The sequence below is a fragment of the Rhodococcus sp. 008 genome, from assembly GCF_001682295.1.
In the GTDB taxonomy this organism is placed as follows: Bacteria; Actinomycetota; Actinomycetes; order Mycobacteriales; family Mycobacteriaceae; genus Rhodococcus_F; species Rhodococcus_F qingshengii.
This window is the reverse complement of sequence record NZ_CP012749.1, coordinates 884,515-905,762: the sequence shown is the minus strand read 5'-3', so window position 1 is coordinate 905,762 and position 21,248 is coordinate 884,515. Positions and strand designations below refer to the sequence as shown.

The following is a 21,248-nucleotide window of genomic DNA, read 5'->3' as shown; positions in this document are numbered from 1 at the left end:
TTCGCCCTACCGTCACACTTCGGGAGGCCGCGTCGTCCAGTATGTGACCAGGCCGAAGAGAGCCGGGCGCACAGGTTTGACGGAGGCATCATGCGAATTGTTGTTCTGGGCGGAACCGGCCAGATGGGAAAGTTGGTCGTCGAGCAGGCAAAGGTAGGGGGCCATGACGTGGTCGCTGCCGCTCGATCGACGGGAGTCGACATCTCCACGGGTGCAGGGTTGGACGAGGCATTTGCCGGCGCAGACGTGGTCGTCGACGTGAGTGATCACGTCACCAACAGTGCCAAGAAGGCTGTCGAGTTCTTCGAGACCGCAGCCAGAAATATCGCCGCGGCGGAAACCAGAACTGGCGTGAAGCATCACGTGTTGCTCTCGATCGTGAACTGCGACGATCCGCAGTTGAAGTCCTTCGGGTACTACCAGGGGAAGGCTGCGCAGGAACGCGCGGTGGAGGCGTCGGGTATTCCATTCACAATCCTGCGATCCACTCAGTGGTTCGAGTTCGGCGAGAAGACGATCGCGCTCTTCGGGCTGGGGCCGGTCGCGATGGTTCCCCGGATGCGGTCACAACCGGTGGCAGCGAAGACCGTCGCCGAGGCGCTCGTGACCTGCGCTCAGAACGGTCCGACCGGGAGGGCTCCGGACCTGGCCGGGCCCGAGGTCCTCGAGATCCCGGCCATGACGCGCGAGATCTTGAAATACCGTGGCCGACGTAAGTGGCTGATCCCGATCTCGATGCCGGGAGCGGGTAAGGCGATGAAGGGTGGGGCGTTGCTGCCCGCGCCGGGATCGACAACTGCAGGACCCACGTTGGAAACCTGGTTGCGCGAGGACTGAATAGGAAAGGCGGCCGCGCAAGTGCGCGGCCGCCTTTTACTCACGTGGACGGTTGGGTTCAGAGATCCGGGTACGAGGTGAGGTTGTCGACCTTCTCGGTGGTTTCGGGCTCTTCGGGCAGCTTGCCGGTCACCAGGAAGATGACACGTCGGCCGACCTCGACGGCGTGGTCGGCGAATCGCTCGTAGAAGCGGCCGAGCAGCGTGACGTCGACTGCGGCGGCAACGCCGTGCTTCCACTCACGGTCCATGAGGACGGTGAAGAGGTGGCGGTGGAGGTCGTCCATCGCTTCGTCTTCTTCGCGCAGACGGGCAGCGCGCTCGGGGTCGCGGGTCTCGAGGACGACCTTGGCGGCCGCACCGATGGAGACAGCGATGCGTCCCATCTCGGCGAAGTAGCCGTTGACCTCTTCGGGAAGCACGTGGTTGGGATGTCGGCGGCGCGCGATCTTGGCGACGTGCAGGGCGAGTGCGCCCATGCGGTCGATGTCGGCGACGATCTGGATTCCGCTGACCACCGAGCGCAGATCTCCGGCAACGGGAGCCTGCAGGGCGAGCAACGCAAACGCGCGCTCCTCGCAGATGGTGCTGAGTTCGGTGATCTTGTCGTGTTCGCCGATTACTTGTTCTGCCAGGGACAGGTCTGCCTGGAGCAGGGACTGGGTGGCGCGCTCCATAGCGGCACCTGCCAGTCCTGCCATCTCGCCGAGCGTGTCTGCAAGCTCGGTCATCTGTTCGTTGTAAGCCACGCGCATGAGGTCAGAGCCTACGTGCCGTGAAAGACCAAGTCACAAGCACCAGGTGAACGCAAGGTGAATGAACGCGTGTCAGTCGCAGGTGGTGTCGCCGGCGTTGACGCTGGCGATGTCGGCGGGCAGAGCCGTCGAGGTGCTGGTGTCGACCGACGTCGGATTTGCCGCCAGGATGGTTCCCGGGTCCGCGGGGGCGACGACGGTACCGGCGAAATTGCTTCCGACGACGACCTCGATCATGTCTCCCATGCTCGGAGCGAGAACCAGAACCGCGCCGGGAATCGACGACGCGACAGTCACCGCTTCAGCCTCGTAACCTGCGGCGTAGCGCACGACGGTGGTCGACGCTTGAGCATTCGCCAGGCCGGTGGCTGCGCTGAAGTTACCGACTGTGGAGATCTGGAAACCGTAAGCCGCGAGGCTGTCGGCGATTGTCGCGGCCTGCCCGGCGATTCCCGACGCGTTGGAGACGTCGACCGAGATGTTGTAGGCGCTCATTGCCTCGACGGAAGTGGCGGCCGGCGGCGTGCTGGACGTAGGCGCGGTTGTCGTGGAACTGGTCGACGACGGTGTGGTGTCCTCGCGCTCTTCGCCCGGAAGCGGATCGTCGTCGATGATCGCCTGGAAGAGGGACTTGATCTCGTCCGTGCGAGGAATCTCGTTGCCCCAGTCGTTGGTGCCGTCCGTGGGGACCGTCAAGAACGTGACCGCGCCTGCGTCGACGTTCTGGAGCGAGCGACCGAGGGTGACCAGTGACTTGGTGTCGATGTTTTCGACGAACGTGTCGCTGGTGAAGGCGTTGATGAATCCGTTGAGCTTGCTCGGATTCAGGAGGACCTGGTTGGACAGGGCCGAGCGGAGCAGCGCCGACAGGAACTTCTGCTGGCGGGTGATGCGCCCGTAGTCGCCGTTGCCCTCGGCTTCGACGTGGCGAGCACGCACGTAGTTGAGGGCGGTACGGCCGTCGAGCATCTGCGTGCCGCCGGAGGCGAGGACGGTTCCGAGGATGCCGTCTTCGATCGGTCCGGGGGAGCAGACGTTCACACCGCCGACGGTGTCGACCATGCGCTCGAAACCGGCGAAGTCCATTCCGACGAAGTGCCCGATTTTCAGGCCGGACATCTTCTGGATGACCTTGACCAGGCATTTGGGGCCACCGAGTGCGTACGTCGCATTGAGTTTGTCCCCGCTCGCTGCCGGGAAGGTTTCGCTGGTGTACTTGCCGGCGTCGTTGTCCCATCCCTGACAGATCGGACGTTCGACGTCGAGGTCACGCGGGAAGGAGACGGCGACGACGCGGCTTCGGTCGGCGGGAATGTTCACCAGCATGACCGTGTCGGCTCGGGCGCCTTCGGCGTCTTCGACGGTTCCGGCGCCGATCTCACCGCTCGCACCGGCGCGGGTATCGGTGCCGATGATCAGGTACGTCTCGTCGCCGAGTTGACCACCGGCGTCGATGATGTCGTCGGACTCGGTGTCGAGTGCCGCAATCTGATCGAATCCGCCTTCGACCGAGCGCAGATAGCCCCACACGACGCCGGTCAATGCGAGAGACATGACGGCCAGGAACGCTACTGCCGATCGGCCGATCACTTTTGCGCGATGGCGGCGGCGAATCTTGCTTTGCGCCAGACGAGTGGCGCCGGTGTCACCGACTACCCGCGGCACTGCGGAGGTGACGGGATGTTCTTCGGTGATCCAGTCCGCAGCTGCGGGCGGAACGGTCGGACGGGCGGGAATCGGCCGGGCGGGGGGCGGCGACGACGCTGCTGAAGATTGAGTCTTGGGTGGTACGGATTTGTTCGGCGCCGGCTTGGGCGGCGTAGCCGGGGCTGGTGGCGGCTTCTTGTCGCCTACCCGACGGACCAACTCGGCGACCGAAACAGAGTCGTCGGTCGGAGGCGAGTCCCGTCGCCCGGTACGTCCACTGCTGCGACGCTCCGGGGGACTGGGTGGTTGCGGTGTTGGTCGCTGGGGTGTGGCAGGGCGCTGGGGCGTTGCCGGTTGGTCCGGTCGGGCGTTGCGGAAGCGCTTGTCTGCGAGCGGACGTTCCCAGGGGGCGCGGCTCTCGGGCGGAGGTGGGCCCGAATCGTGATCATCACCCACCGATGCAACCTGTCCCGTCGTCGACTGTCAGTAACTCGTCATTCAGATGCCGGCGTCAACCGGTTGTCGACGAAGCTGGAGCCATATTACTGGTGAATCCTGAGTGCTTCACTCAGAAAGTGATGTGAGTAATCCGACGGCGTGTTTTCGCTAGCCACCAGAGTGCATCATGTCAGCTCCCACCGGCACAAGGTCGTCTTCGGGATCGTCGAGCCAACCTTCCGGGAGTGCTACCTGACCGGGTGAGCCTTGGCGTCCGCGCGGGCCTTCGGCGTCCTTGGGGAACGGGACGTCGTGGTCGAGCTGTCCGAGCAGATCGTCCAGTTCGGACAACGTGCTGACCAGAGCCATCGAGACCCGCAGATCCGATCCGACCGGGAACCCACGCATGTACCAGGAGACGTGCTTGCGAAGTTCGCGCAGACCCTTCATTTCACCGTGATGTGCGGCGAGCAGTTGGGCGTGACGGGCGATGATCTTGGTGACTTCGCCGAGCGTCGGCGGCGTGGCGATCTGTTGTCCGTTGAGAGCTGCGCTGAGTTCCGCGAACAGCCATGGCCGTCCGAGGCAGCCTCGTCCGACGACGACGCCGTCGCAGCCGGTCTCGTTCATCATGCGGGCAGCATCCGAGGCGTCGAAGATGTCGCCGTTGCCGAGGATCGGCACGTCGGTGACGTGTTCCTTGAGGCGCGTGATCTCGTTCCAGTCAGCAGTGCCGGAGTAGCGCTGCGACGCGGTACGTGCGTGAAGTGCGACGGCAGCGGCGCCTTCAGCTGCCGCGATCCGGCCGGCGTCGAGGTGCGTGTGATGTTCGGGGTCGATGCCGACGCGCATCTTGACGGTGACCGGAATGTCGGTGCCTTCGGTGGCGCGCACGGCTGCCGCGACGATCTGACCGAACAGTCGACGCTTGTACGGTAGAGCCGATCCGCCGCCCTTGCGGGTCACCTTGGGTACCGGGCAGCCGAAGTTCATGTCGATGTGATCGGCCATGTTCTCGTCGACGATCATCTTGGCCGCGGCGTAAGTCGTATCCGGGTCGACGGTGTACAGCTGCAGCGACCTGGGCGTTTCGGTCGGACCGAACGTGGTCATGTGCATCGTGGCGGGTTGGCGTTCGACGAGCGCGCGGGCGGTGACCATCTCGCAGACGTAGAGCCCGGACGTGCTGCCTGCACGTTCGAGTTCGAGTTCACGGCACAGCGTGCGGAAGGCGACGTTGGTGACGCCCGCCATGGGTGCGAGGACCACGGGGCTGTGCAGCTCGAGTGAACCGATACGAAGGGATGACATGTCTACCTCTGAACAAATACTTGTGACAATTGGAAGTGCCCGGTACCGAATCCGGTACCGGGCACAGAATAGCTGGTGAAACTAAGAAGCCTGCTGTTCGCGCTTGGCGGCTTCGCGTGCGAGCATGCGATCGCGCTGTTCCTCGAACTTCGTCGCGTTGGCGGCGAGTGTCTCGAGGAAGGCCGCCAACTCTTCGCGCGTGTTCTCGCCTTCGGCGCTGAAATCGTTGCGCTCGAAGATGTTCCACTTGCGCAGGACAGGCCAGACGACCTCGTCGAGGTGCTGGCGAAGGTCGTAGATGCCGTGCTTGGCCATGAGGGCGCCGTTGCGGCGGAAGTTCGGCATGCCGGCACCGGGCATCTGGAAATTCTGGACGATGTTCGCCACAGCCTTGAGCGCCTGATCGGGAGCAAGATCGAGCGCGGCGGCGCAGATGTTGCGGTAGAAGATCATGTGCAGGTTCTCGTCGGCGGCGATGCGCTGAAGCATCTTGTCGGCAATCGGCTCGTCGCAGGCCTTGCCGGTGTTGCGGTGGCTGACGCGCGTCGCGAGTTCCTGGAAGGTCACGTAGGCGACCGAGTGCAGCAGGCCGGCGTCGCCCTCGTCGATGGGTGCGCTGTAACCGTTTGTCATGTGTTCCATGCGGAAGCGCTCGAGCTCGACGGGGTCGACTGCGCGCGTGACGACGAGGTAGTCACGCATCACGATGCCGTGGCGGTTCTCCTCGGCGGTCCACCGGCCGACCCACGTTCCCCAGGCACCGTCCTGCGAAAAGTTCTCGGCGATCTCACGGTGGTACGACGGCAGGTTGTCCTCGGTGAGCAGGTTGGTGATCATCGCGGCGCGAGCTACCTCGCCGAGTTGTGACTGTTCGAGACTCCAGTCTTCGCCACCCATGGCTGCGAAATTACGGCCCTCGTCCCACGGAACGTAGTCGTGTGGATGCCATTCCTTGGCCATGGAGATGTGGCGGTTGACGTTCTCCTCGGCAACCGGCTGCAGCTCTTGTAGCAGCTCCAGCTGCGTCAGAATCCTCGTCATTTCTTGCCTCCATGTTGAGTGAATGCGCGACTTCGCCCCAGCCTACGGCACCGTAGGTTTGAAAAGAATGGCATGAAAATTGCTCCCCTCGAGGGATGTTACCGATCCGTAGTTATCCGGGGGCACTTTCACTACCAAGTCGTTCTTTCGACGTAGTCGCGGAAAGTCCGGGCGGGATCGGACAGCTCGCGGCTCTTCGACCAGATCAGCCCTATTTTTCGCTGTGCTCCTTCGATCGGTACGTAGACGACTCCTTCGGCCCAGATCGGTGGATCCTGAACCGGCATGACCGAGACACCGAAGGACGCGGAGACCAGTCCGCCGACCGTTGCCAGCTCGCTGCTCTCGAAGACGAAATTCGGAGTGAATCCTGCGGCCGCGCACAGTTCATCGAGAATTCTTCGCATCCCGAAGTTCGGATGCATACCGATGAACGGTTCGTCGGCCGCGTCCGCAAGCTCGACCGAATGCAACTTCGCAAAGCGATGATCAGCCGGAACAGCCAATGCCAGTGACTGCTGGGCGATCTGCATCCACGCCACCTGCGGATCGCGCGGCTGAGGCGAGACGACGGCCAGGTCGGACGTGCCGGCGGCGATTCTGTCGACCAGGAACTGCGCGCTGTCCTGATGCAGTTCGAATCGCACTCCGGGATGCTCGACGCGGTATCCGCGCAGCATGTGCGGCACCAACCAGGTGCCGAACGAGTGGAGGAAGTCGAGCCGGACCGTGCCGCTCTCGGGGCTCGCCAGCGACTGGATTTCGGTCTGCGCGGCGTCGAGGGCACGCAGTGCGATGCGAGCATGTCGATAGAGGATCTCGCCGTACCGGTTCAGTTCGAGTCGGCGTCCCTGACGGTCGAAGAGTGTCACGCCGATCTGTCGTTCGAGGCGTGCGAGTTTGCGCGAAAGGGTCGGTTGCGACAGGTGAGTCAGATCCGCGGTAGCGGTCACCTGTTGGGTTTCGGCGAGCACGACAAACCATTCGAGGTCTTCGGTCAGCATCACGAACCCAATCTATATACCTCTGGAGCATATAGAACACCAAGTTTATGCATTTTCTTTTGCCGAGTCTGGGCGGGAGGATTCTTACCGGAGGTAAGTGATGCCTGGAGGTACGTGGTGACTGTCGAGAATGTGATCGAATCCGAAGTGATGCCGCTTCGCCGCGGAACATCGGGATATCGAACCGTGACCGTTGCGTTGTTCGCGGCCGGGCTGTCGACGTTCATCTCGATGTACGCGGCACAGGCGTTGCTGCCTGCGTTCGCCGAAGACTTCCACGTCTCGCCTGCGGTGTCTGCGCTGTCCGTCTCGGCGACGACGGGCATGTTGGCGTTGGCAATCATTCCGGCCAGTGCGCTCTCCGAGCGGTTCGGTCGCACACGGGTGATGATCGCGTCGGCGTCGGCGTCCTGTGTGATCGGTTTACTTCTACCGCTGAGTCCGACGATCGAGGTTCTGCTGGTCGGACGCGCAGCACAAGGATTGGCTCTGGCCGGTGTCCCGGCGGTGGCGATGGCCTATCTGGCCGAGGAGGTCGATCGGAAGGACCTCGGTGCAGCGATGGGAAGGTACGTCGCCGGCACGACGATCGGTGGGCTGATCGGACGGCTCGTGCCGTCGGCCGTCGTCGATTTCAGTACGTGGCGTTGGGCGCTGTTGACTGCGTCCGCGCTGTCGGCATTGTTCGCGCTCAACATGATCCGGCGGCTTCCCGCGTCGAAGTTCTTTCGCCCGCAACCGATATCGGCGCGCACGATCGCGTCGAATCTACGACGCCACCTTGCGAACCCGTCGCTGCGAACACTCTTCGCTTTGGGATTCATCCTGATGGGCGGCTTCGTGTCGATTTACAACTTCCTCGGGTTTCGGCTCACGGCAGCACCTTTCGGCCTTCCTGAAGCGCTTGTGGGCCTGGTGTTCCTTTTCTACCTTGCCGGAACTTTCACCTCGGCGGTAGCCGGCGGGGCCTCTGACCGACTGGGTAGGCGCAGCGTGCTGCTCGGGTCGGTTGTCGTCATCGGTATCGGCCTGGCACTGACCGTTCCGGACAATCTGGCGTTGACGCTCGTGGGGATGCTGCTCTTCACCGGAGGATTCTTCGCCGCACATTCGGTGGCCAGCGGTTGGGTGGGGCTGATCGCTACCGATCACCGGGCCGAGGCGTCGGCGTTGTATCTGTTTGCCTACTACGCGGGTTCGTCCGTGGCGGGCGCCCTCGCGGGTCTTGCATACGCGGGTGGCGGTTGGGTCGGGGTCAGTACTTTTGTGGGCGCGCTGCTGTTGGTTGCGTTTGCCTTGTCACTGAGGATGTTTCGATCTTCGACGATTGACTGAACAGAGCACTGCGGCGACCCCGAACGGGATCGCCGCAGTGCGTTCTGTCGAGCGTCTTACTTCTTGCCTCCGCCGAGGAGGCCGCCGAGCAGGTCTCCGAGGCCGCCGCCACCGGATCCACCCAGGATGCCGCCGAGTGCGCCGCCGATGCCGCCGCCGGAATTGCCGCCGCCGCCGAGAATTCCGCCGAGGAGATCCCCGAGCCCGCCGCCACCGGAGGCCTGAGTCTGCGCGCCGGCACCGCCACCGGTGAACTGCTTGGCGAGGTAGGCCAGGACGATGGGAGCGAGGATCGGCAGCAACTGCTTCACCAGATCGTTTCCACCGCCGCCACCGACACCGCCCAGTGCGCTGGCGACCTGATCGGTGTTGCCGCCGAAGATGTTCGAGACGATCTTCTGACCGTCAGCGGTGTCGACTTTGCTGATGTCGACGCCGTCGTCGAGAAGGCTGGTGTCGGCGTGAGACTGCAACGCGCTTTCCAGCGAGGCTGCACCGGCGGGATCCTGCGCGTTGGCGCCGAGGCCACCGACGAGGGTCGGAAGTGCAGTCTTGACCGCCGATTCGGCAGTTGCCTGGTCGACGCCGAGTTGCTGCGCGATCTGGTCGATGGGGATCTGGGATAGAAGGTCGTCAAGCGATGCCATTGATGCCCTACCTCTTCTGGGGTACTACTCGTCAGTACCCGGCTGTTGCAGACACTAGTGAATGTCGGCGTCGACGGTAACCCTCCGGTTGCCGAGCGGTCAGGCTCGGGTCTTCTCGCGGGGGACCAGGCACGCTAGGAGAGCGAGAATCAGTCCGCCGGCCGTCAGAATGAATCCTGTCTGATTTGTCAGGATCGTGGAGTAGTTTTCCCTGATGACATTGTCGAACTGATCGTTCACGCGGTAGTAGAACGTGCCAAGAGTCCCCAATCCCACGATAATTCCGATCCATGCTGCGATGCGAGAACCGAACAATGCGGCGATCAGAATCAATACGGCGGCGGCGAGCAGAAGTATCGCCATCGACCGGTAGAAGGTCACGGACTGATCGCCGAGTTGCTCGATTGCCCACCCGGCCGGAAAGCCGTCCCGCAGGTCCTCGAGGCGAACGTTGTCGGGTTTGACCCCGGCCAGTACGTACATGAACGAGCCGACGGCAACGGCGATTCCACAAATGAGCAGAACGAGATGAACTAACGTGCGCATGCCAGTCTCCCTGTGTTCGGAGTTCGGTGACGCGGTCGTCGCCGAGCCTAGCTGTGTCGCGGGTGTCAAGCTCGGTATCGGGCGTGCAGAATCGTCTCCATGCCCGACAACATGCGTCGACTCGAAGAGATCTCGCTGTCGCTGCCGGAAGCGGAGCGCGTCGACATCGAAGCGTGGGACGGCCACCCGACGTTCCGGGTCCGCGGCAAGAACTTCGTGTTCTGCAACCTCGAAGCCACCTCCTTGACCGTCAAGCTGAGCAAGGAGGAAGCCGAAGCGGTGGTGGCCACCGAACCAGGCGCAAGTGCTGCGGGCTATGGACTCGGTCGACACGGGTGGGTTGCACTCGACATCGGCACCGACGTTTCCGAGGAGAAATGGTCGCAACTGGAGGAGTGGATCTACACCTCGTTCACCCTCGTTGCGCCGAAGCGGCTTGCCCGGATCGTTCTCGATGCGGATGAGGAACGCCCGTAACGGATAGATTCGTCAGTACAGACGCCGACTAGACGAGGAATTGTCATGACGACACCGGAAACTTCACCGGCCACCGCAAAACCGGGCATGCCGCCGTGGGCGAAGAAGGCCATCGGGATCGCAGTGATGGCGGTGGTCCTGGTCATCGCTTACTTCATCCTTGCCGCCTTCCTTCCGCGTTGGTGGGCGCAGCGCATTGCGTCGTTGGCGAACGGCAGTTTCAGCGCCGGAATCGCGTGGGGGCTGCTGTTCGGTCTCGTGTGCACCCTGGTCCCGCTCATCTTCTTCCGGGCGGTCTGGCAGGTGCGCAAGCGCAAGCATGCTCGAATCATGCAGATCACGGCTCTCGCGTTGGGTGTGATCTTCGCGCTGCCGAATCTGCTCTCTCTGACAGTTGTTCTCGGCAACAACAACGCTGCGCATGCGGGCGAGCGGATCCTCGACGTCGACGGCCCCGGATTCCGCGGAGCATCCGTTGTCGGTGCCGTCCTGGGCGTTGCGTTGTTCCTTGGACTTGTCGCGCTCGGCTACATGTACAAAAAGCGTGGCAAGGATCTCGACAAGATGCGCGGTGAGCTCAAGCAGCACGAGCCGCAGAGCAAGGGCGAGGCTCCGGCTCCGGAAATCTGAGTCAGCTCTTCGACCGAGTACTCAGGCCGACACCGACTCCGACGGTTCCCGCCGCCACCAGTCCGGCGAGCGGGACAGCCCAGTGTCCGGCAAATGTGCAGGCGAGAACCAGGATTGCGCTCACTGGTAGAACAGCCTGCTCGATCCTGTCGCGCTTGAAATGTCGTGAGTGCATGAGCCACACGAAGATCAGGAACATCGCGGCGGGGATCGTGACCGCGGCAGATGCTGCGAACGTCGAAATGTGCGCCTCGCCAACTGCTTCTTCGACGGCTACTTCGATGCCGGCGCCGATGGCCGCAGCGGATCCGAATACGAAGTAGTGCCCGTATCCCCACAACAGGACGGCGCGATTGCCCTGGTCTGCGAGGTACTCGTGGATCGGGACGGCGAAGTAGATCCACAACGCGGAGAACACGATCAGAACTCCGCCGACAGCAATCGGAATCAGTAGGTCGGCGGCGTCGAAATCCCGGATGCCGGATTGGACCGCGATGGTGGCGGCAGCAATGGTTTCGCCGAGCATGATGATGGTGAAGAGGCCGTAGCGTTCGGCGATGTGATGCGGGTGCCACGGCGTCTGGTGGTTGCGTTCGGCGATCGCCGGCACCGCGAGTTCGGCGATCATGAGAACGAAGAAGCCGGGTATCCACGCCGACGCCGGCATCAGGAGCAGCACGATCCAGCCGGCCTGGACGATCACGAGCCCGGCGGCATATTGCAGAGCAGTCGTTCGCGCTGCACCGGATTCACCGCTGGCGGCTCGAAGCCATTGGCAGGTGAGCGCAATTCGCATGATGAGGTAGCCGACGATGGCCGTCGTACGGTCGGTTCCGTCGAATGCGTCGGGGATTCCGGCGGCGAAGACGAGCACGCCACAAATCTGTACGAAGGTCGCGACCCGGTAGGGGACGTCGTCCGTGTCGTAGGCAGACGCGAACCAGGTGAAGTTCACCCACGCCCACCACAGCGCGAAGAAGACGAACATATAGCCGGCGATGCCGTCGGCGTAGTGGCCCTCGGCGACAGCATGCACCAGTTGAACTCCGGCCTGTGCGGCTGCAACCACGAAACACAGGTCGAAGAACAGTTCGAGTGGCGTCGATGCTCGATGGTCCTCGTCGCGGCTGCGTGCGCGCATCCGGATGATCGGCATTACGGCCCGGCCGTGGCCCGCGCCTGTACTGGTGTGTTCTGTCATCGTCCCCACCTTGCTCCGACGTCTAGTGCAGGAGCGCAGTCTAGGGCGAATTCCGTCGGGTCGACGAATGAGACATTTCGCCCCTCACCACACGAGAACGGGTTTGATGACGCGCCCCGACGCTTGATCTTCGACGGCTTTGTTGATGTCGGCGAATGCGTAGCGCGTCACCAAGCGGTCGATCGGAAACCGGCCACCAGTGAAGAGTTCGACGAGTTCGGGGATGAACGTCGAGACTTCCGACTCTCCTTCGATGCATCCTCGAATTGTCTTTCCGCTCAGCATGATGTCGGCCATGTTCACCTCGACCGTGGATGCTCCGAGTCCGACTACCGCCAGTGTTCCCCGTGCTCGAAGTGATGTGACGGCTTGATTGATCACGGAGCCGATTCCGGTGGTGTCGAGGGAATGCGTCGAACCTCCGTCGGTGGCGGCGTGGACCGCGTCGATCACATCTTCATTCGAGGGATCGACAGTGACGGCGCCGAATTCCTCGGCGAGTGCGCGCCGCTGCGCAACGGGGTCCACGGCGACCAGGGTGGAAACGCCGGCAGCCCTCGCCGCCAGCAGCGCTGCGAGTCCGACGCTGCCTGCCCCGAAAACGACAAACGTCGAGTCGGGCTCGGGGCGAAGCAGATTCAGTACCGCGCCGGCGCCGGTTTGAAACCCGCAGCCGAGCGGAGCTGCGACGGTCAGGTCCACCGCAGGATCGACGACGACGGTGTTGTCGGCAGAGGCGATGACGTATTCCGCGAAGCTGGACTGGCCGAAGAAGGCGGACCGTAGCGGGGTTCCGTCTCGCCGGATCGGCGTCGAGCCGTCGGTGCGTGCGCCAGAGCTGTTGAGCCCGTGTGAGCTTTCGCAGTACGCCCGATGGCCGCTGAGACACTGCCTGCACACACCGCAACTGCGGTAGCTCAGCAACACGTGATCACCGGGCGCAATGCTGTCGATCGACGAGCCGACGGCCTCGACCACCCCCGCCCCTTCGTGCCCGAACACGCAGGGGCCGAGTCTTTCCGGTAGCGCCGACTTCGTGAACAGATCTGTGTGGCACAGGCCGGTCGCGACGATGCGAACCAGGATCTCGTCTGCGCGGGGGTCGTCGATCTCGACGGTGTCGAGCGTGAAGGGGGAGTGCGGGCCGTGTGAGAGCGCCGCTGTCATCTGCATGGAGGATCTCGAATTCTGTTCGGCGCGAATCACGCTCGCTCGAGCAGGAAGTAGTAGTGCTGCCCGCCGTCGAGGACCAACGCCGACTTTCCGTTCATGATGCCCATGAGCGTCGAATCGTCGACTTTCTTGAAGTGGTCGAAAATCGGCGCGCCGTCGTAGACCATGGTCGCGGTCACTTCACCACGAAACTCGATGTTCCACAGACTTGCCTCGCCATTGCCGCTCTTGACGTCGGAATAGAGATTTCCGTCTTCGTCTCGGCAGATCAACGGCTTGGCATCCTCGACGGAATTGAAAGTCTTGCCGTACCAGCGGCTCGCGGACAGCTTTTCGTGCAGACGATGACCGGTGGCGAAGTCGTCACCTTTCCACTCACCGAGGATTTCTTCAGCGGCGACGGTTTCCAGCGCGGCCCACACTTCGTCGAGTTCTGCTGGTGATACACCATTTTCCGCTGCACGGAGCCGGGCGAAAGCAGTTCGGGCTTCGTTGAGATTCATGTCTCTCCTCGAGTCGACGGTAAGTGGCACGACTTGTTCGCGAACCAAATTGTTCGTCAACTCTGCACGCTACGCCGAACCGGATGGTTCGGCAACGGTCGATTCGTTCTAGGCTGTGAACATGCGCTCAGCAGGGGAAGCTACGAGGGACCGCATTCTGGCGGCCGCAAAGGACGAATTTGCCACGTACGGGCTGGCCGGCGCGCGGATCAATCGGATCGCCGCGCAAGCGCGTGCCAGCAAAGACCGTCTCTATGCGTACTTCGCAAGCAAGGAAGAGTTGTTCGCTGCCGTGACCGAACAGTGGACGTCCGAAACAACAGCGGAGACAGCACTTCGAGGTGACGACTTGCCGGGCTATGCAGGTCGCCTCTTCGACAACTACGTTGCCCATCCCGAGAACGCCCGATTGCAGCAATGGGCGGATCTCGAAGCGCCGGACGTCATGAGCGAGGACGACATACGAAGCAAGACCTTCCGGCCTAAAGTTGCGGAAATCCGCAAGGGGCAGCTCGAGGGACACATCGACCCCGCGTGGAATCCCACGGAGTTGATCCTGCTGATCACGGATATCGCCCGGATGCTCGCGCTCAAGTCGTCTCGTTCCATCCCTCGACGTCGGGAGGCGGCAGTCGAGGCGGTTCGGCGTTTGATTGTGGCGTAGCGAGTCCAAACGCGAACGTCCACGCCCGTCGCTGTGTGGTTGCCCGGATTTACGGATTTCTCAGTAACGGTGCGTACGTTGGGCGTCGGCTCGTTGACGCCCTCGGGATGTTGACGTGCCGCCAAAACTTTTGTCGTCGACTGTTCAGATGCTGGTGAGCAAAAGGATCGCGGCCGGCCACCCTGACTGAATATCGTCGACGCCGAGCGTGTTCCTTCGGTGCGCGCACCCGTTCAGCATCTGGAGTGGACCCGTGTCGAAGTGGCCGTGCATATGAAGATCTCGAAGAAGGTAGCGCTGGTCGTTGTGGCTGCTTGCGCCCTGACGTTGGGATCGGCGCAAGTCGGAACCGCCCGCGCGGACGCGCCGGTCAAGGTCAGCGTGGCCGGTCATGTGGTGAGCGCCGGGCACTTCGAGCAGGTGCGGCGCCCCAACCGGTGTGTGAAGGCCGGGACGGGGAAGTCGAAACCGAGCGAGCAGAAGTCCACGAATCGCAGTGGGCGTCGAGGCAGCGGGGGATGCTTCTGACGGTGGTTGCGAAGTTCCGCAATCAGCCGTCCTGGATCTGTAACACGTTCTAATCTTGCGTGATGGACGTGACCTGTGAGGGGACCAAACGCGAAGTCGCTACTGACAAGGGGACTTTGCGCTATCACGAGGCGGGCGATGGTCCGCCGTTGATCCTGTTGCACGGCTCCGGGATCGGTGTGAGTGGTTGGCGGAACTATCGGGGGAACCTCGAGGTGTTCGCAAAGCACTTCCACTGCTACCTCCTGGAGTTCCCGGGGTTCGGCGTGAGCGATGCCGTCGACGGTCATCCAGTTCTCACGGCAACCTCGGCGGTGGTTCGATTCATGGATGCGCTGGGAATCGAATCCGCTGCGATGATCGGCAATTCGATGGGCGGAGTTGTCGGGGTCAACGTCGCGATGAGGTTCCCTGACCGCGTCCGCAGATTGGTCACCATCGGAGGCGTGGGCCCGAACATCTTCAGTCAGAACCCGAGCGAAGGTACGCGTCTCCTCCAGGAATTCGCCGACGCTCCCAGCCGTGAGAAGTTGGTTCGCTGGCTCGAGTGCATGGTTTACGACAGATCCGTGATCACCGAGGAGCGGATCGAGGAACGATGGCAAACGGCCAACGATCCGGCCTCGCACCAGGCATTGACCGCGATGTACGGATCCAAAGCCTTTGCCGCTCAGCAGCAGATGATGTCCAACTCGGATGTGCCGCCGTACTGGTCGATGATGCACAAGGTGCAATGCCCGACCTTGCTGACATGGGGGCTCGATGATCGGCAGTGTCCACCGGACATGCCGATGATTCCGATGCGACTGATTCCGAACGCCGAACTGCACGTATTCCCGAACTGCGGGCACTGGGTGATGATCGAAGCCAAGGAGGCATTCGAGCGCGTGACCCTCGAGTTCCTGCTTCGATGACCTGCTGTTGCATTCATGTGGCACGAATCGATGTGGCACGAATGCACAAGACCCGGCGCCTCTGAATGAGGCGCCGGGTCTGTGTTTGTGCCCCCAGTAGGACTCGAACCTACGACCTGCGGATTAAAAGTCCGTAGCTCTACCAACTGAGCTATAGGGGCGCGGCGCAGAGTCTAACGGGACCGCAGAGTCCGTGAAAACACCACCCCCACCAGAAGGGCAATTCCGATGACGGCGATGGTCCCGCCCGTGCGATGCAGACCCGCGTCGTCGATGGTTCCGCGCATGGTCAACTCGATGACGACGGCCGCAAGGTTGGCGCCGATGTACTGGATTGTTCGGTACAGACCGATCGCAGTTCCGACGTCGGCGGAGGTGGTCACCGAGTTGATCAGGTTCTGGTTTCCCATGTTGTTGAAGCCGTTGGGGATGCCCAGGATCGCCGCTATCAGCAGGAGTGCCACTAGGGGAGTCGAACTCGATTCGACAAAGGCGATCAGAATCCCGCCGACAGCCAACGCGGCGGTGCCGATCAGGAGGGTGATCCGTGCGCCGAATTTCCCGTACACCCTGGATGCGGACATGGTCGCGAAGATCCCGACCGCAGCGACGGGCAGCATGAAGAGCCCGGCGCTGATCGGTGACATTCCGCGGGCTACCTGTAGCCACTGGGGGAGTCCGAAGAAGATGCAGTAGAACGCTGTGTAAGTCAGCAGGGTCCGGCCGAGAGTCATGCTCAGTGCGCGGTTTCGGACGACGGCGCGGACGTCGATGAACGCCGAGGCCGTTCGACGTTCCCACCAGACGAACAGGAACGCGAAGAGGGCCGTCGACGGGACGAGGTACCACTTCGCGTGCTCGGCGAGAGAGAGGAGAAAGAGCATCGTCGATGTCGTCAGAGCGAGAAACAGGGTGATGCCGAGTGGGTCGAGAGATTTGAACAACGCAGCGGCGCCGGCCCGGTCGGGCAGGGCGGAGTCGCTCGGGGCGGCGAAGAAGACCCATACGGCAGTGACGACGACAAGCGGGAGGTTCACCCACATGATCGATTGCCAACCGAGTGTGCCGACCAACAACCCGCCGAGAGTGGGCCCCAGCGCGACGACCGATTGAGCGCAAATGGTGAGTGTTGCTATAGCTGAACGGGTTTGAGTCCGGTGGCGGTCAGCGTATTCGCGGATGACGGTCATCGCGTTCGGATACTGTGTCGCCGTGCCGATTCCGAGCAGGATTCGTGCGGCGATCAGCCAGCCCAGCGACGGGGCGAGCGAGCCGAGGATCGATCCGGCAGCGATCAGGCCCAATCCGGCGAGGTAGACGCGTTTGGCGCCGAGGATCGATCCGAGTCGACCAGCCGCCGGCGCCGTGACCGCAGTCGCGATGTAGAGGGCCGAGATGACCCACGCTGTGCCTGAACTGGAACCGAAGTATGTGGCGATCGGGACGATTGCCACCGCAATCATCGACGAGTTCAGCGCTTGAAGAACGGTTCCGGAGCCGAGAGCAAGACTCAGTTTCAGTGGAACGGGAGTTTGGGGGGTCGGCGTTTCGACGACGGTGGTCACGAGTTCATCAGTGACTCCTCTGATATCGATGTCGATGCTGGGGACTCGCCCTGGCCGAGTCTTCGCAGGATTCGGCCGGCGATCAGAAGCAAGTCACGCTCGGCTTCGGTGCACTCGGCGTCGATGACCTCGGCCAGCCACTCTGTTCGTTTCGTTCGGTCTTCGTGAAGGGTCGATGTGCCGAGTTCGGTCATCGTGACCAAGACCGCGCGGCCGTCCGATGGATCCGCCCTTCGCGTCACCATGCCCTGCTCTTCGAGCGCGGCCACGGTCTTTGCGATTGATTGCGGCGTGACGCGCTCGAATTTTGCCAATTCTTTGGCGGTCGACGGACCTTGTCGGTCGAGGTGGCCGAGGGCCTGGATCTGGCTCGGCGTGAGCTTGTGGTCGTTGCGTTTGGTGCGTAGACGTCGGACGAAGGCACCCAGATCGTCCCAAAGTACGTCGATCTCGTCTCGAGCCTTGCTGCGACCCTCTCCAACATTCATTTAGACAGTCTAACTGTGTTGTTTCGATGCTGCCAGTACGGTTTCGACGGAAAAGGGGGAATAAACAATTGCACTAGTTGTTTAAAACCTTGGGACTGCTGTCCATCGGTCGGCGAAGCAGTTCCGTCTGCGAGGTCGAATTATCAGAATCTCGGGCACGAAAAAGCTCGGATGCGCACCCCCTGCGGCGCACCCGAGCGGCCAAAACCATACCACTTGGTGTCTTTTGGGCATAAAGTCGGTTCTTGTCCCCTGAACAGCCGATTGCGTCTAGTACTTTTGGCGGGTATGGCTCTAGTCCTTACGTAGGGTGTGTTGGAGGGGATATTGTGAAGTTTCGGGGGATGACAGGCGCCGATCACGGCGGCTCTGCGTACCAACTCTGCGAGAGGCACAACACCGTAAATGGCACGTCAACAAGAGCGTGCGCGGCGTACCCGCGCCGCCCTGGTCGAAGCGGCTGCAGTCGAATTCGCCAAGCGCGGCTATGCAGCTGCGTCGGTGAACACGATCCTCGAGGGCTCCCGCGCCACCAAAGGCGCCATGTATTTCCATTTCCAGTCCAAGGAAGAGTTGGCGCGAGCGGTTCTGACCTCGGCTATCGAAACCTTCACTGGAATTACTGATCGTTGGGCCAAGAGAACAGACCTCGATCCATTCGTCGCTTTGCACGGTCTCGTGCTCGACATTGCCGAGGTCTTCCGTGCCGAGGTGATCGTGCAGGCGGAATTCCGGCTGATCATCGAGCCCGAGTTCTACAAGGATGTGCAGTCCGGTGGTGGGCAGGTCTGGGGAAAGACCGCCTATGAGTTGGCATTGCGTGCCAAGGACGACGGTTTGCTCCGAGAAGACGCCGACCCGGACAAATTCACGCGTGTACTGGCAGCGAGCCTTGCCGGCCAGCGGTACATGGCAGACCTGATTGCCTCCAGTGGAGATCTGGGCGAGTGGTTCGAGGAGTCTCTCGAAGTAGTCCTCGAAGCCATGGCTACGCCGCAGTGGTTGGAGACGTTCCATCGTGACGGGTGGCCCCAAGTCGAGTTCCCTGACACTGAATAGTGCACTTTTCTGCCCGTGAACAGGCGATTTGTGATTTTCGAATGCCGTGCCATAAGCTATCCAAGCTCCCAACGGAACGCCGTTGGGGTACTAGTTCGGAGAGATCCGGCGGGCCCCCTTCGTCTAGCGGCCTAGGACGCCGCCCTTTCAAGGCGGTAGCGCGGGTTCGAATCCCGTAGGGGGTACGTTTTGCGAAAGCGAAACGATGCAGTATGGTTTGACCCGCACGACACGCTTTGAGATGCACAAATGCCAGGCCAGGACAGTGGTTTGGGAGCGGCTCGAAGATGTAGTACGGTTTCACAGCAAGGAAAAAGCAAGGCCCTGTGGCGCAGTTGGTTAGCGCGCCGCCCTGTCACGGCGGAGGTCGCGGGTTCGAGTCCCGTCAGGGTCGCAAAGCTTTGTTCTCAATCAATCGGTTGAGAACAAAGCAATGCGATAGGCATTCGGTTCGGGTGCCGTCCGGCCAGGTAGCTCAGTTGGTACGAGCGTCCGCCTGAAAAGCGGAAGGTCGCCGGTTCGATCCCGGCCCTGGCCACCATAATTCTTATCGACAAGCTCCAATCTCATGTTCTTCGAACATAAGGTTGGAGCTTTTTCGTATTCGGATGTCAGTCGCCGTCAACCACTCGGCCCGATCATCTCAGTTATGCGCATCCTTTGTCTCCGTGAATGTTTCCGGTCACCGGGAACGTGCTGGGCGTCACTCCACAGAGGACATCACTATTAGCCGATTGCGGCCGATCCGTGGCTGCGTCTACTGAAAGTGAGGTGGAATCTCCGTGTCGCACTCGAGATCTTGGCGCATCGGGAAAGTCAGCCGGGTCGCCGTCGCATTGTTCGGTACCGGGGTTCTATTGGTGGGCTGCGCGAGCAATGGTGACGACAGCGGGACCGATACGACGACCGCGTCGGCGGACGTCGTGACCGGCATGGTCAACGAGCAGCCTGATCCGGGAACTGCGGTGGCCGGCGGGACCATGACGTACGGCGTACAGGTGCTCGTTCCCTCACTCGACCCGACGAAGACGGCCGCGCGCGGCGGTTCCGGCGGTGAGGCCTTCGCTGCTGTGTACGACGTCCTGATGAGTTACGACACTGCGAGCGGCGAGTTCGAGCCCAAGTTGGCTGAATCGCTCGAGACAGCCGACGACGGAGCCACCTGGACGCTGAAACTTCGCGACGGTGTGAAGTTCAGTGACGGCACCACCCTCGACGCCAACGCCGTGATCGCGAGCATCGATCGGTACAACGCGGGCAAGGGCAATGGCGCCGAACTGTGGCTGGCTTCGGTGGAATCGGCGCAGGCAAGCGGTCCGACGACGGTGGAATTCAAGCTGAAGACGCCGTGGATGCGTTTTCCGTCGATGCTCGCTCTCGGGCACGGGATGATCGTCGCCCCGAGTTCGCAGCAGGGCGACAAGTTCACCGCCGTCGGAGCCGGACCCTTCACCGAAGATGTCTTCACACCGAGCGTCGAGCGAATCTTCAAGGCCAACCCGTCCTACTACGGCGGCGCCCCCAAGCTGGACAAGTTGCGGATGGTTGCGCTCAACGGCCCGCAGGCCAATCTCGAATCATTGAACAGCGGTCAGCTCGATGTCGCCTACATTCGCGGCCTCACGTCGGCGATCAATTCCGCCAAGTCCGCTGGCTACCCCGGCTACATCGACGTGCTCAATGCCGGTAGTGCCGAGATTATCAACAACCGTGAGGGCCGACCGGGCTCGGATGTTCGCGTCCGTCAGGCTATCGGCTACGCGCTCGACACCACGTTGATCGATCAGCGAGTGGAAAACGGTGAGGGACTGCCGGGCTCGGAGTTGTTCGGTCCGACGTCTCAATGGCATGTAGACACACCGGGTATTGCCTACGACCCCGAAAAGTCGAAGGAACTTCTGAATCAGGCGAAGGCAGACGGGTACGACGGCAGCCTCGACTACGTCGTTCTCAGTGAGCCGAAGGACCACGCGATCGGCCTCGCCGTGCAGTCACTGTTGCAGGCCGTCGGGTTCGAGGTGAACTTGATCTTGGCCAACAACGCCGGCGACATCGTGCAGAACGTCTACGTCAAGCACGATTTCGACCTCGCGCACGCGGGCATCGGAATGTACGAGTCGATTCTCGATCTCGGATTGTTCTCCACGACCAACAGCACCTCGATGGCGAATACTGCTGGATATGCGAACCCGGCGATGGATCAGCTGATCGCAGATCTACAACAAGCCAAGGACAATTCGTCGACCCTGGCGATCATCGGCAAGATTCAGACGCTGTGGAACGAGACGGTTCCGTCGGCGCCGATCGGCGGGCTCACGTCGTTCTGGGCTTGGCAGAAGAACGTGCACGGTGTGGTTCCGACTGCAACCGGCATCATGCTGTTCGATCAGGCATGGATGGGCGCGAAGTAGCGTTCCAGCGCACACCGAGAGCTCCGTCCGGCGCGAGTCGGGCGGGGCTCTTTCGTGTCTACGTCGGCTAGCGTT

21 protein-coding genes and 4 tRNA genes are annotated in these 21,248 nt (G+C 62.1%); 12 read left to right on the top strand and 13 right to left on the bottom strand.

Going from position 1 to position 21,248, the window contains the following annotated elements; translation table 11 throughout:
- Positions 1-90 precede the first annotated feature (90 nt).
- A complete protein-coding gene (locus tag AOT96_RS04200; RefSeq protein ID WP_065351337.1) occupies positions 91-837 on the top strand; it encodes an SDR family oxidoreductase in 747 nt (248 codons plus the stop codon).
- A 58-nt stretch (positions 838-895) separates the two neighbouring features.
- Here the strand turns inward: AOT96_RS04200 and phoU are convergent, their stop codons facing one another.
- The 5 genes from phoU to AOT96_RS04175 form a co-directional block, all read right to left on the bottom strand.
- Positions 896-1,591 carry a phosphate signaling complex protein PhoU gene (gene phoU, locus AOT96_RS04195; protein ID WP_003940130.1) on the bottom strand — a complete coding sequence of 232 codons (696 nt, stop codon included), beginning with the start codon at positions 1,589-1,591 and terminating at the stop codon, positions 896-898.
- 72 nt (positions 1,592-1,663) lie between these two features.
- On the bottom strand, positions 1,664-3,694 hold the full coding sequence (locus tag AOT96_RS04190) for an LCP family protein (RefSeq protein WP_042451384.1): 2,031 nt from the start codon (positions 3,692-3,694) through the stop codon (positions 1,664-1,666).
- 150 nt (positions 3,695-3,844) lie between these two features.
- Entirely contained in the window at positions 3,845-4,987 is a 1,143-nt protein-coding gene (dusB, locus tag AOT96_RS04185) for a tRNA dihydrouridine synthase DusB (protein ID WP_003939756.1), read from the bottom strand.
- Positions 4,988-5,068: 81 nt separating this feature from the next.
- Positions 5,069-6,028: an acyl-ACP desaturase gene (locus AOT96_RS04180; RefSeq protein WP_003940492.1), complete on the bottom strand. Its 960-nt coding sequence runs from the start codon at positions 6,026-6,028 to the stop codon at positions 5,069-5,071.
- Positions 6,029-6,159: 131 nt separating this feature from the next.
- Complete coding sequence (locus AOT96_RS04175; protein ID WP_081377546.1) at positions 6,160-7,035, bottom strand: LysR family transcriptional regulator; 876 nt, start codon at positions 7,033-7,035, stop codon at positions 6,160-6,162.
- A 147-nt stretch (positions 7,036-7,182) separates the two neighbouring features.
- Between AOT96_RS04175 and AOT96_RS04170 the strand changes: the two genes are divergently transcribed.
- Positions 7,183-8,367, top strand: a complete 1,185-nt coding sequence (locus AOT96_RS04170) for an MFS transporter (protein ID WP_167349871.1) — start codon at positions 7,183-7,185, stop codon at positions 8,365-8,367.
- Positions 8,368-8,423: 56 nt separating this feature from the next.
- Here the strand turns inward: AOT96_RS04170 and AOT96_RS04165 are convergent, their stop codons facing one another.
- Positions 8,424-9,014, bottom strand: coding sequence for a DUF937 domain-containing protein (locus tag AOT96_RS04165; RefSeq protein WP_003940105.1), 591 nt, complete (start codon positions 9,012-9,014; stop codon positions 8,424-8,426).
- 99 nt (positions 9,015-9,113) lie between these two features.
- Positions 9,114-9,560, bottom strand: coding sequence for a hypothetical protein (locus AOT96_RS04160; RefSeq protein WP_003939955.1), 447 nt, complete (start codon positions 9,558-9,560; stop codon positions 9,114-9,116).
- A 99-nt stretch (positions 9,561-9,659) separates the two neighbouring features.
- On the opposite strand from AOT96_RS04160, the gene AOT96_RS04155 reads away from it, so the two are divergent.
- Positions 9,660-10,037 (top strand): MmcQ/YjbR family DNA-binding protein, encoded by a 378-nt coding sequence (locus AOT96_RS04155; RefSeq protein WP_020908916.1) that lies wholly within the window; start codon positions 9,660-9,662, stop codon positions 10,035-10,037.
- A 45-nt stretch (positions 10,038-10,082) separates the two neighbouring features.
- On the top strand, positions 10,083-10,667 hold the full coding sequence (locus AOT96_RS04150; protein ID WP_003940111.1) for a hypothetical protein: 585 nt from the start codon (positions 10,083-10,085) through the stop codon (positions 10,665-10,667).
- Between the two features lies 1 nt (position 10,668).
- Here AOT96_RS04150 and AOT96_RS04145 read toward each other — a convergent pair whose 3' ends face one another.
- The 3 genes from AOT96_RS04145 to AOT96_RS04135 form a co-directional block, all read right to left on the bottom strand.
- Entirely contained in the window at positions 10,669-11,868 is a 1,200-nt protein-coding gene (locus AOT96_RS04145) for a low temperature requirement protein A (protein ID WP_075834255.1), read from the bottom strand.
- Between the two features lie 84 nt (positions 11,869-11,952).
- On the bottom strand, positions 11,953-13,041 hold the full coding sequence (locus AOT96_RS04140; protein ID WP_003940364.1) for an NAD(P)-dependent alcohol dehydrogenase: 1,089 nt from the start codon (positions 13,039-13,041) through the stop codon (positions 11,953-11,955).
- Between the two features lie 29 nt (positions 13,042-13,070).
- Positions 13,071-13,544: a DUF4334 domain-containing protein gene (locus tag AOT96_RS04135; protein ID WP_003940331.1), complete on the bottom strand. Its 474-nt coding sequence runs from the start codon at positions 13,542-13,544 to the stop codon at positions 13,071-13,073.
- A gap of 121 nt (positions 13,545-13,665) precedes the next feature.
- On the opposite strand from AOT96_RS04135, the gene AOT96_RS04130 reads away from it, so the two are divergent.
- The 3 genes from AOT96_RS04130 (at position 13,666) to AOT96_RS04120 (ending at position 15,650) form a co-directional block, all read left to right on the top strand.
- Entirely contained in the window at positions 13,666-14,208 is a 543-nt protein-coding gene (locus AOT96_RS04130; RefSeq protein WP_030535258.1) for a TetR/AcrR family transcriptional regulator, read from the top strand.
- Positions 14,209-14,427: 219 nt separating this feature from the next.
- A complete protein-coding gene (locus AOT96_RS04125; protein WP_136470805.1) occupies positions 14,428-14,736 on the top strand; it encodes a hypothetical protein in 309 nt (102 codons plus the stop codon).
- A gap of 62 nt (positions 14,737-14,798) precedes the next feature.
- Positions 14,799-15,650, top strand: a complete 852-nt coding sequence (locus AOT96_RS04120) for an alpha/beta fold hydrolase (RefSeq protein WP_065351336.1) — start codon at positions 14,799-14,801, stop codon at positions 15,648-15,650.
- A gap of 88 nt (positions 15,651-15,738) precedes the next feature.
- Here the strand turns inward: AOT96_RS04120 and AOT96_RS04115 are convergent.
- The 3 genes from AOT96_RS04115 to AOT96_RS04105 form a co-directional block, all read right to left on the bottom strand.
- Positions 15,739-15,811 (bottom strand) — tRNA-Lys (locus AOT96_RS04115).
- 12 nt (positions 15,812-15,823) lie between these two features.
- Positions 15,824-17,215, bottom strand: coding sequence for an MFS transporter (locus AOT96_RS04110; protein ID WP_030535260.1), 1,392 nt, complete (start codon positions 17,213-17,215; stop codon positions 15,824-15,826).
- The gene (locus AOT96_RS04105) at positions 17,212-17,703 is read right to left on the bottom strand and encodes a MarR family winged helix-turn-helix transcriptional regulator (protein ID WP_007733882.1); all 492 of its coding nucleotides are present in this window, start codon (positions 17,701-17,703) and stop codon (positions 17,212-17,214) included. Before AOT96_RS04105 ends, AOT96_RS04110 begins: the two co-directional genes overlap by 4 nt.
- A gap of 405 nt (positions 17,704-18,108) precedes the next feature.
- On the opposite strand from AOT96_RS04105, the gene AOT96_RS04100 reads away from it, so the two are divergent.
- The 5 genes from AOT96_RS04100 to AOT96_RS04080 all read left to right on the top strand — a co-directional run bounded on the left by AOT96_RS04100 (position 18,109) and on the right by AOT96_RS04080 (position 21,173).
- Positions 18,109-18,762, top strand: coding sequence for a TetR/AcrR family transcriptional regulator (locus AOT96_RS04100; RefSeq protein ID WP_003940323.1), 654 nt, complete (start codon positions 18,109-18,111; stop codon positions 18,760-18,762).
- A 112-nt stretch (positions 18,763-18,874) separates the two neighbouring features.
- Positions 18,875-18,947, top strand: a tRNA-Glu gene (locus tag AOT96_RS04095).
- A gap of 135 nt (positions 18,948-19,082) precedes the next feature.
- Positions 19,083-19,156 (top strand) — tRNA-Asp (locus AOT96_RS04090).
- 70 nt (positions 19,157-19,226) lie between these two features.
- Positions 19,227-19,303: transfer RNA gene (locus AOT96_RS04085), tRNA-Phe, on the top strand.
- Positions 19,304-19,544: 241 nt separating this feature from the next.
- Entirely contained in the window at positions 19,545-21,173 is a 1,629-nt protein-coding gene (locus AOT96_RS04080; RefSeq protein ID WP_007733883.1) for an ABC transporter substrate-binding protein, read from the top strand.
- Positions 21,174-21,248: the final 75 nt, after the last annotated feature.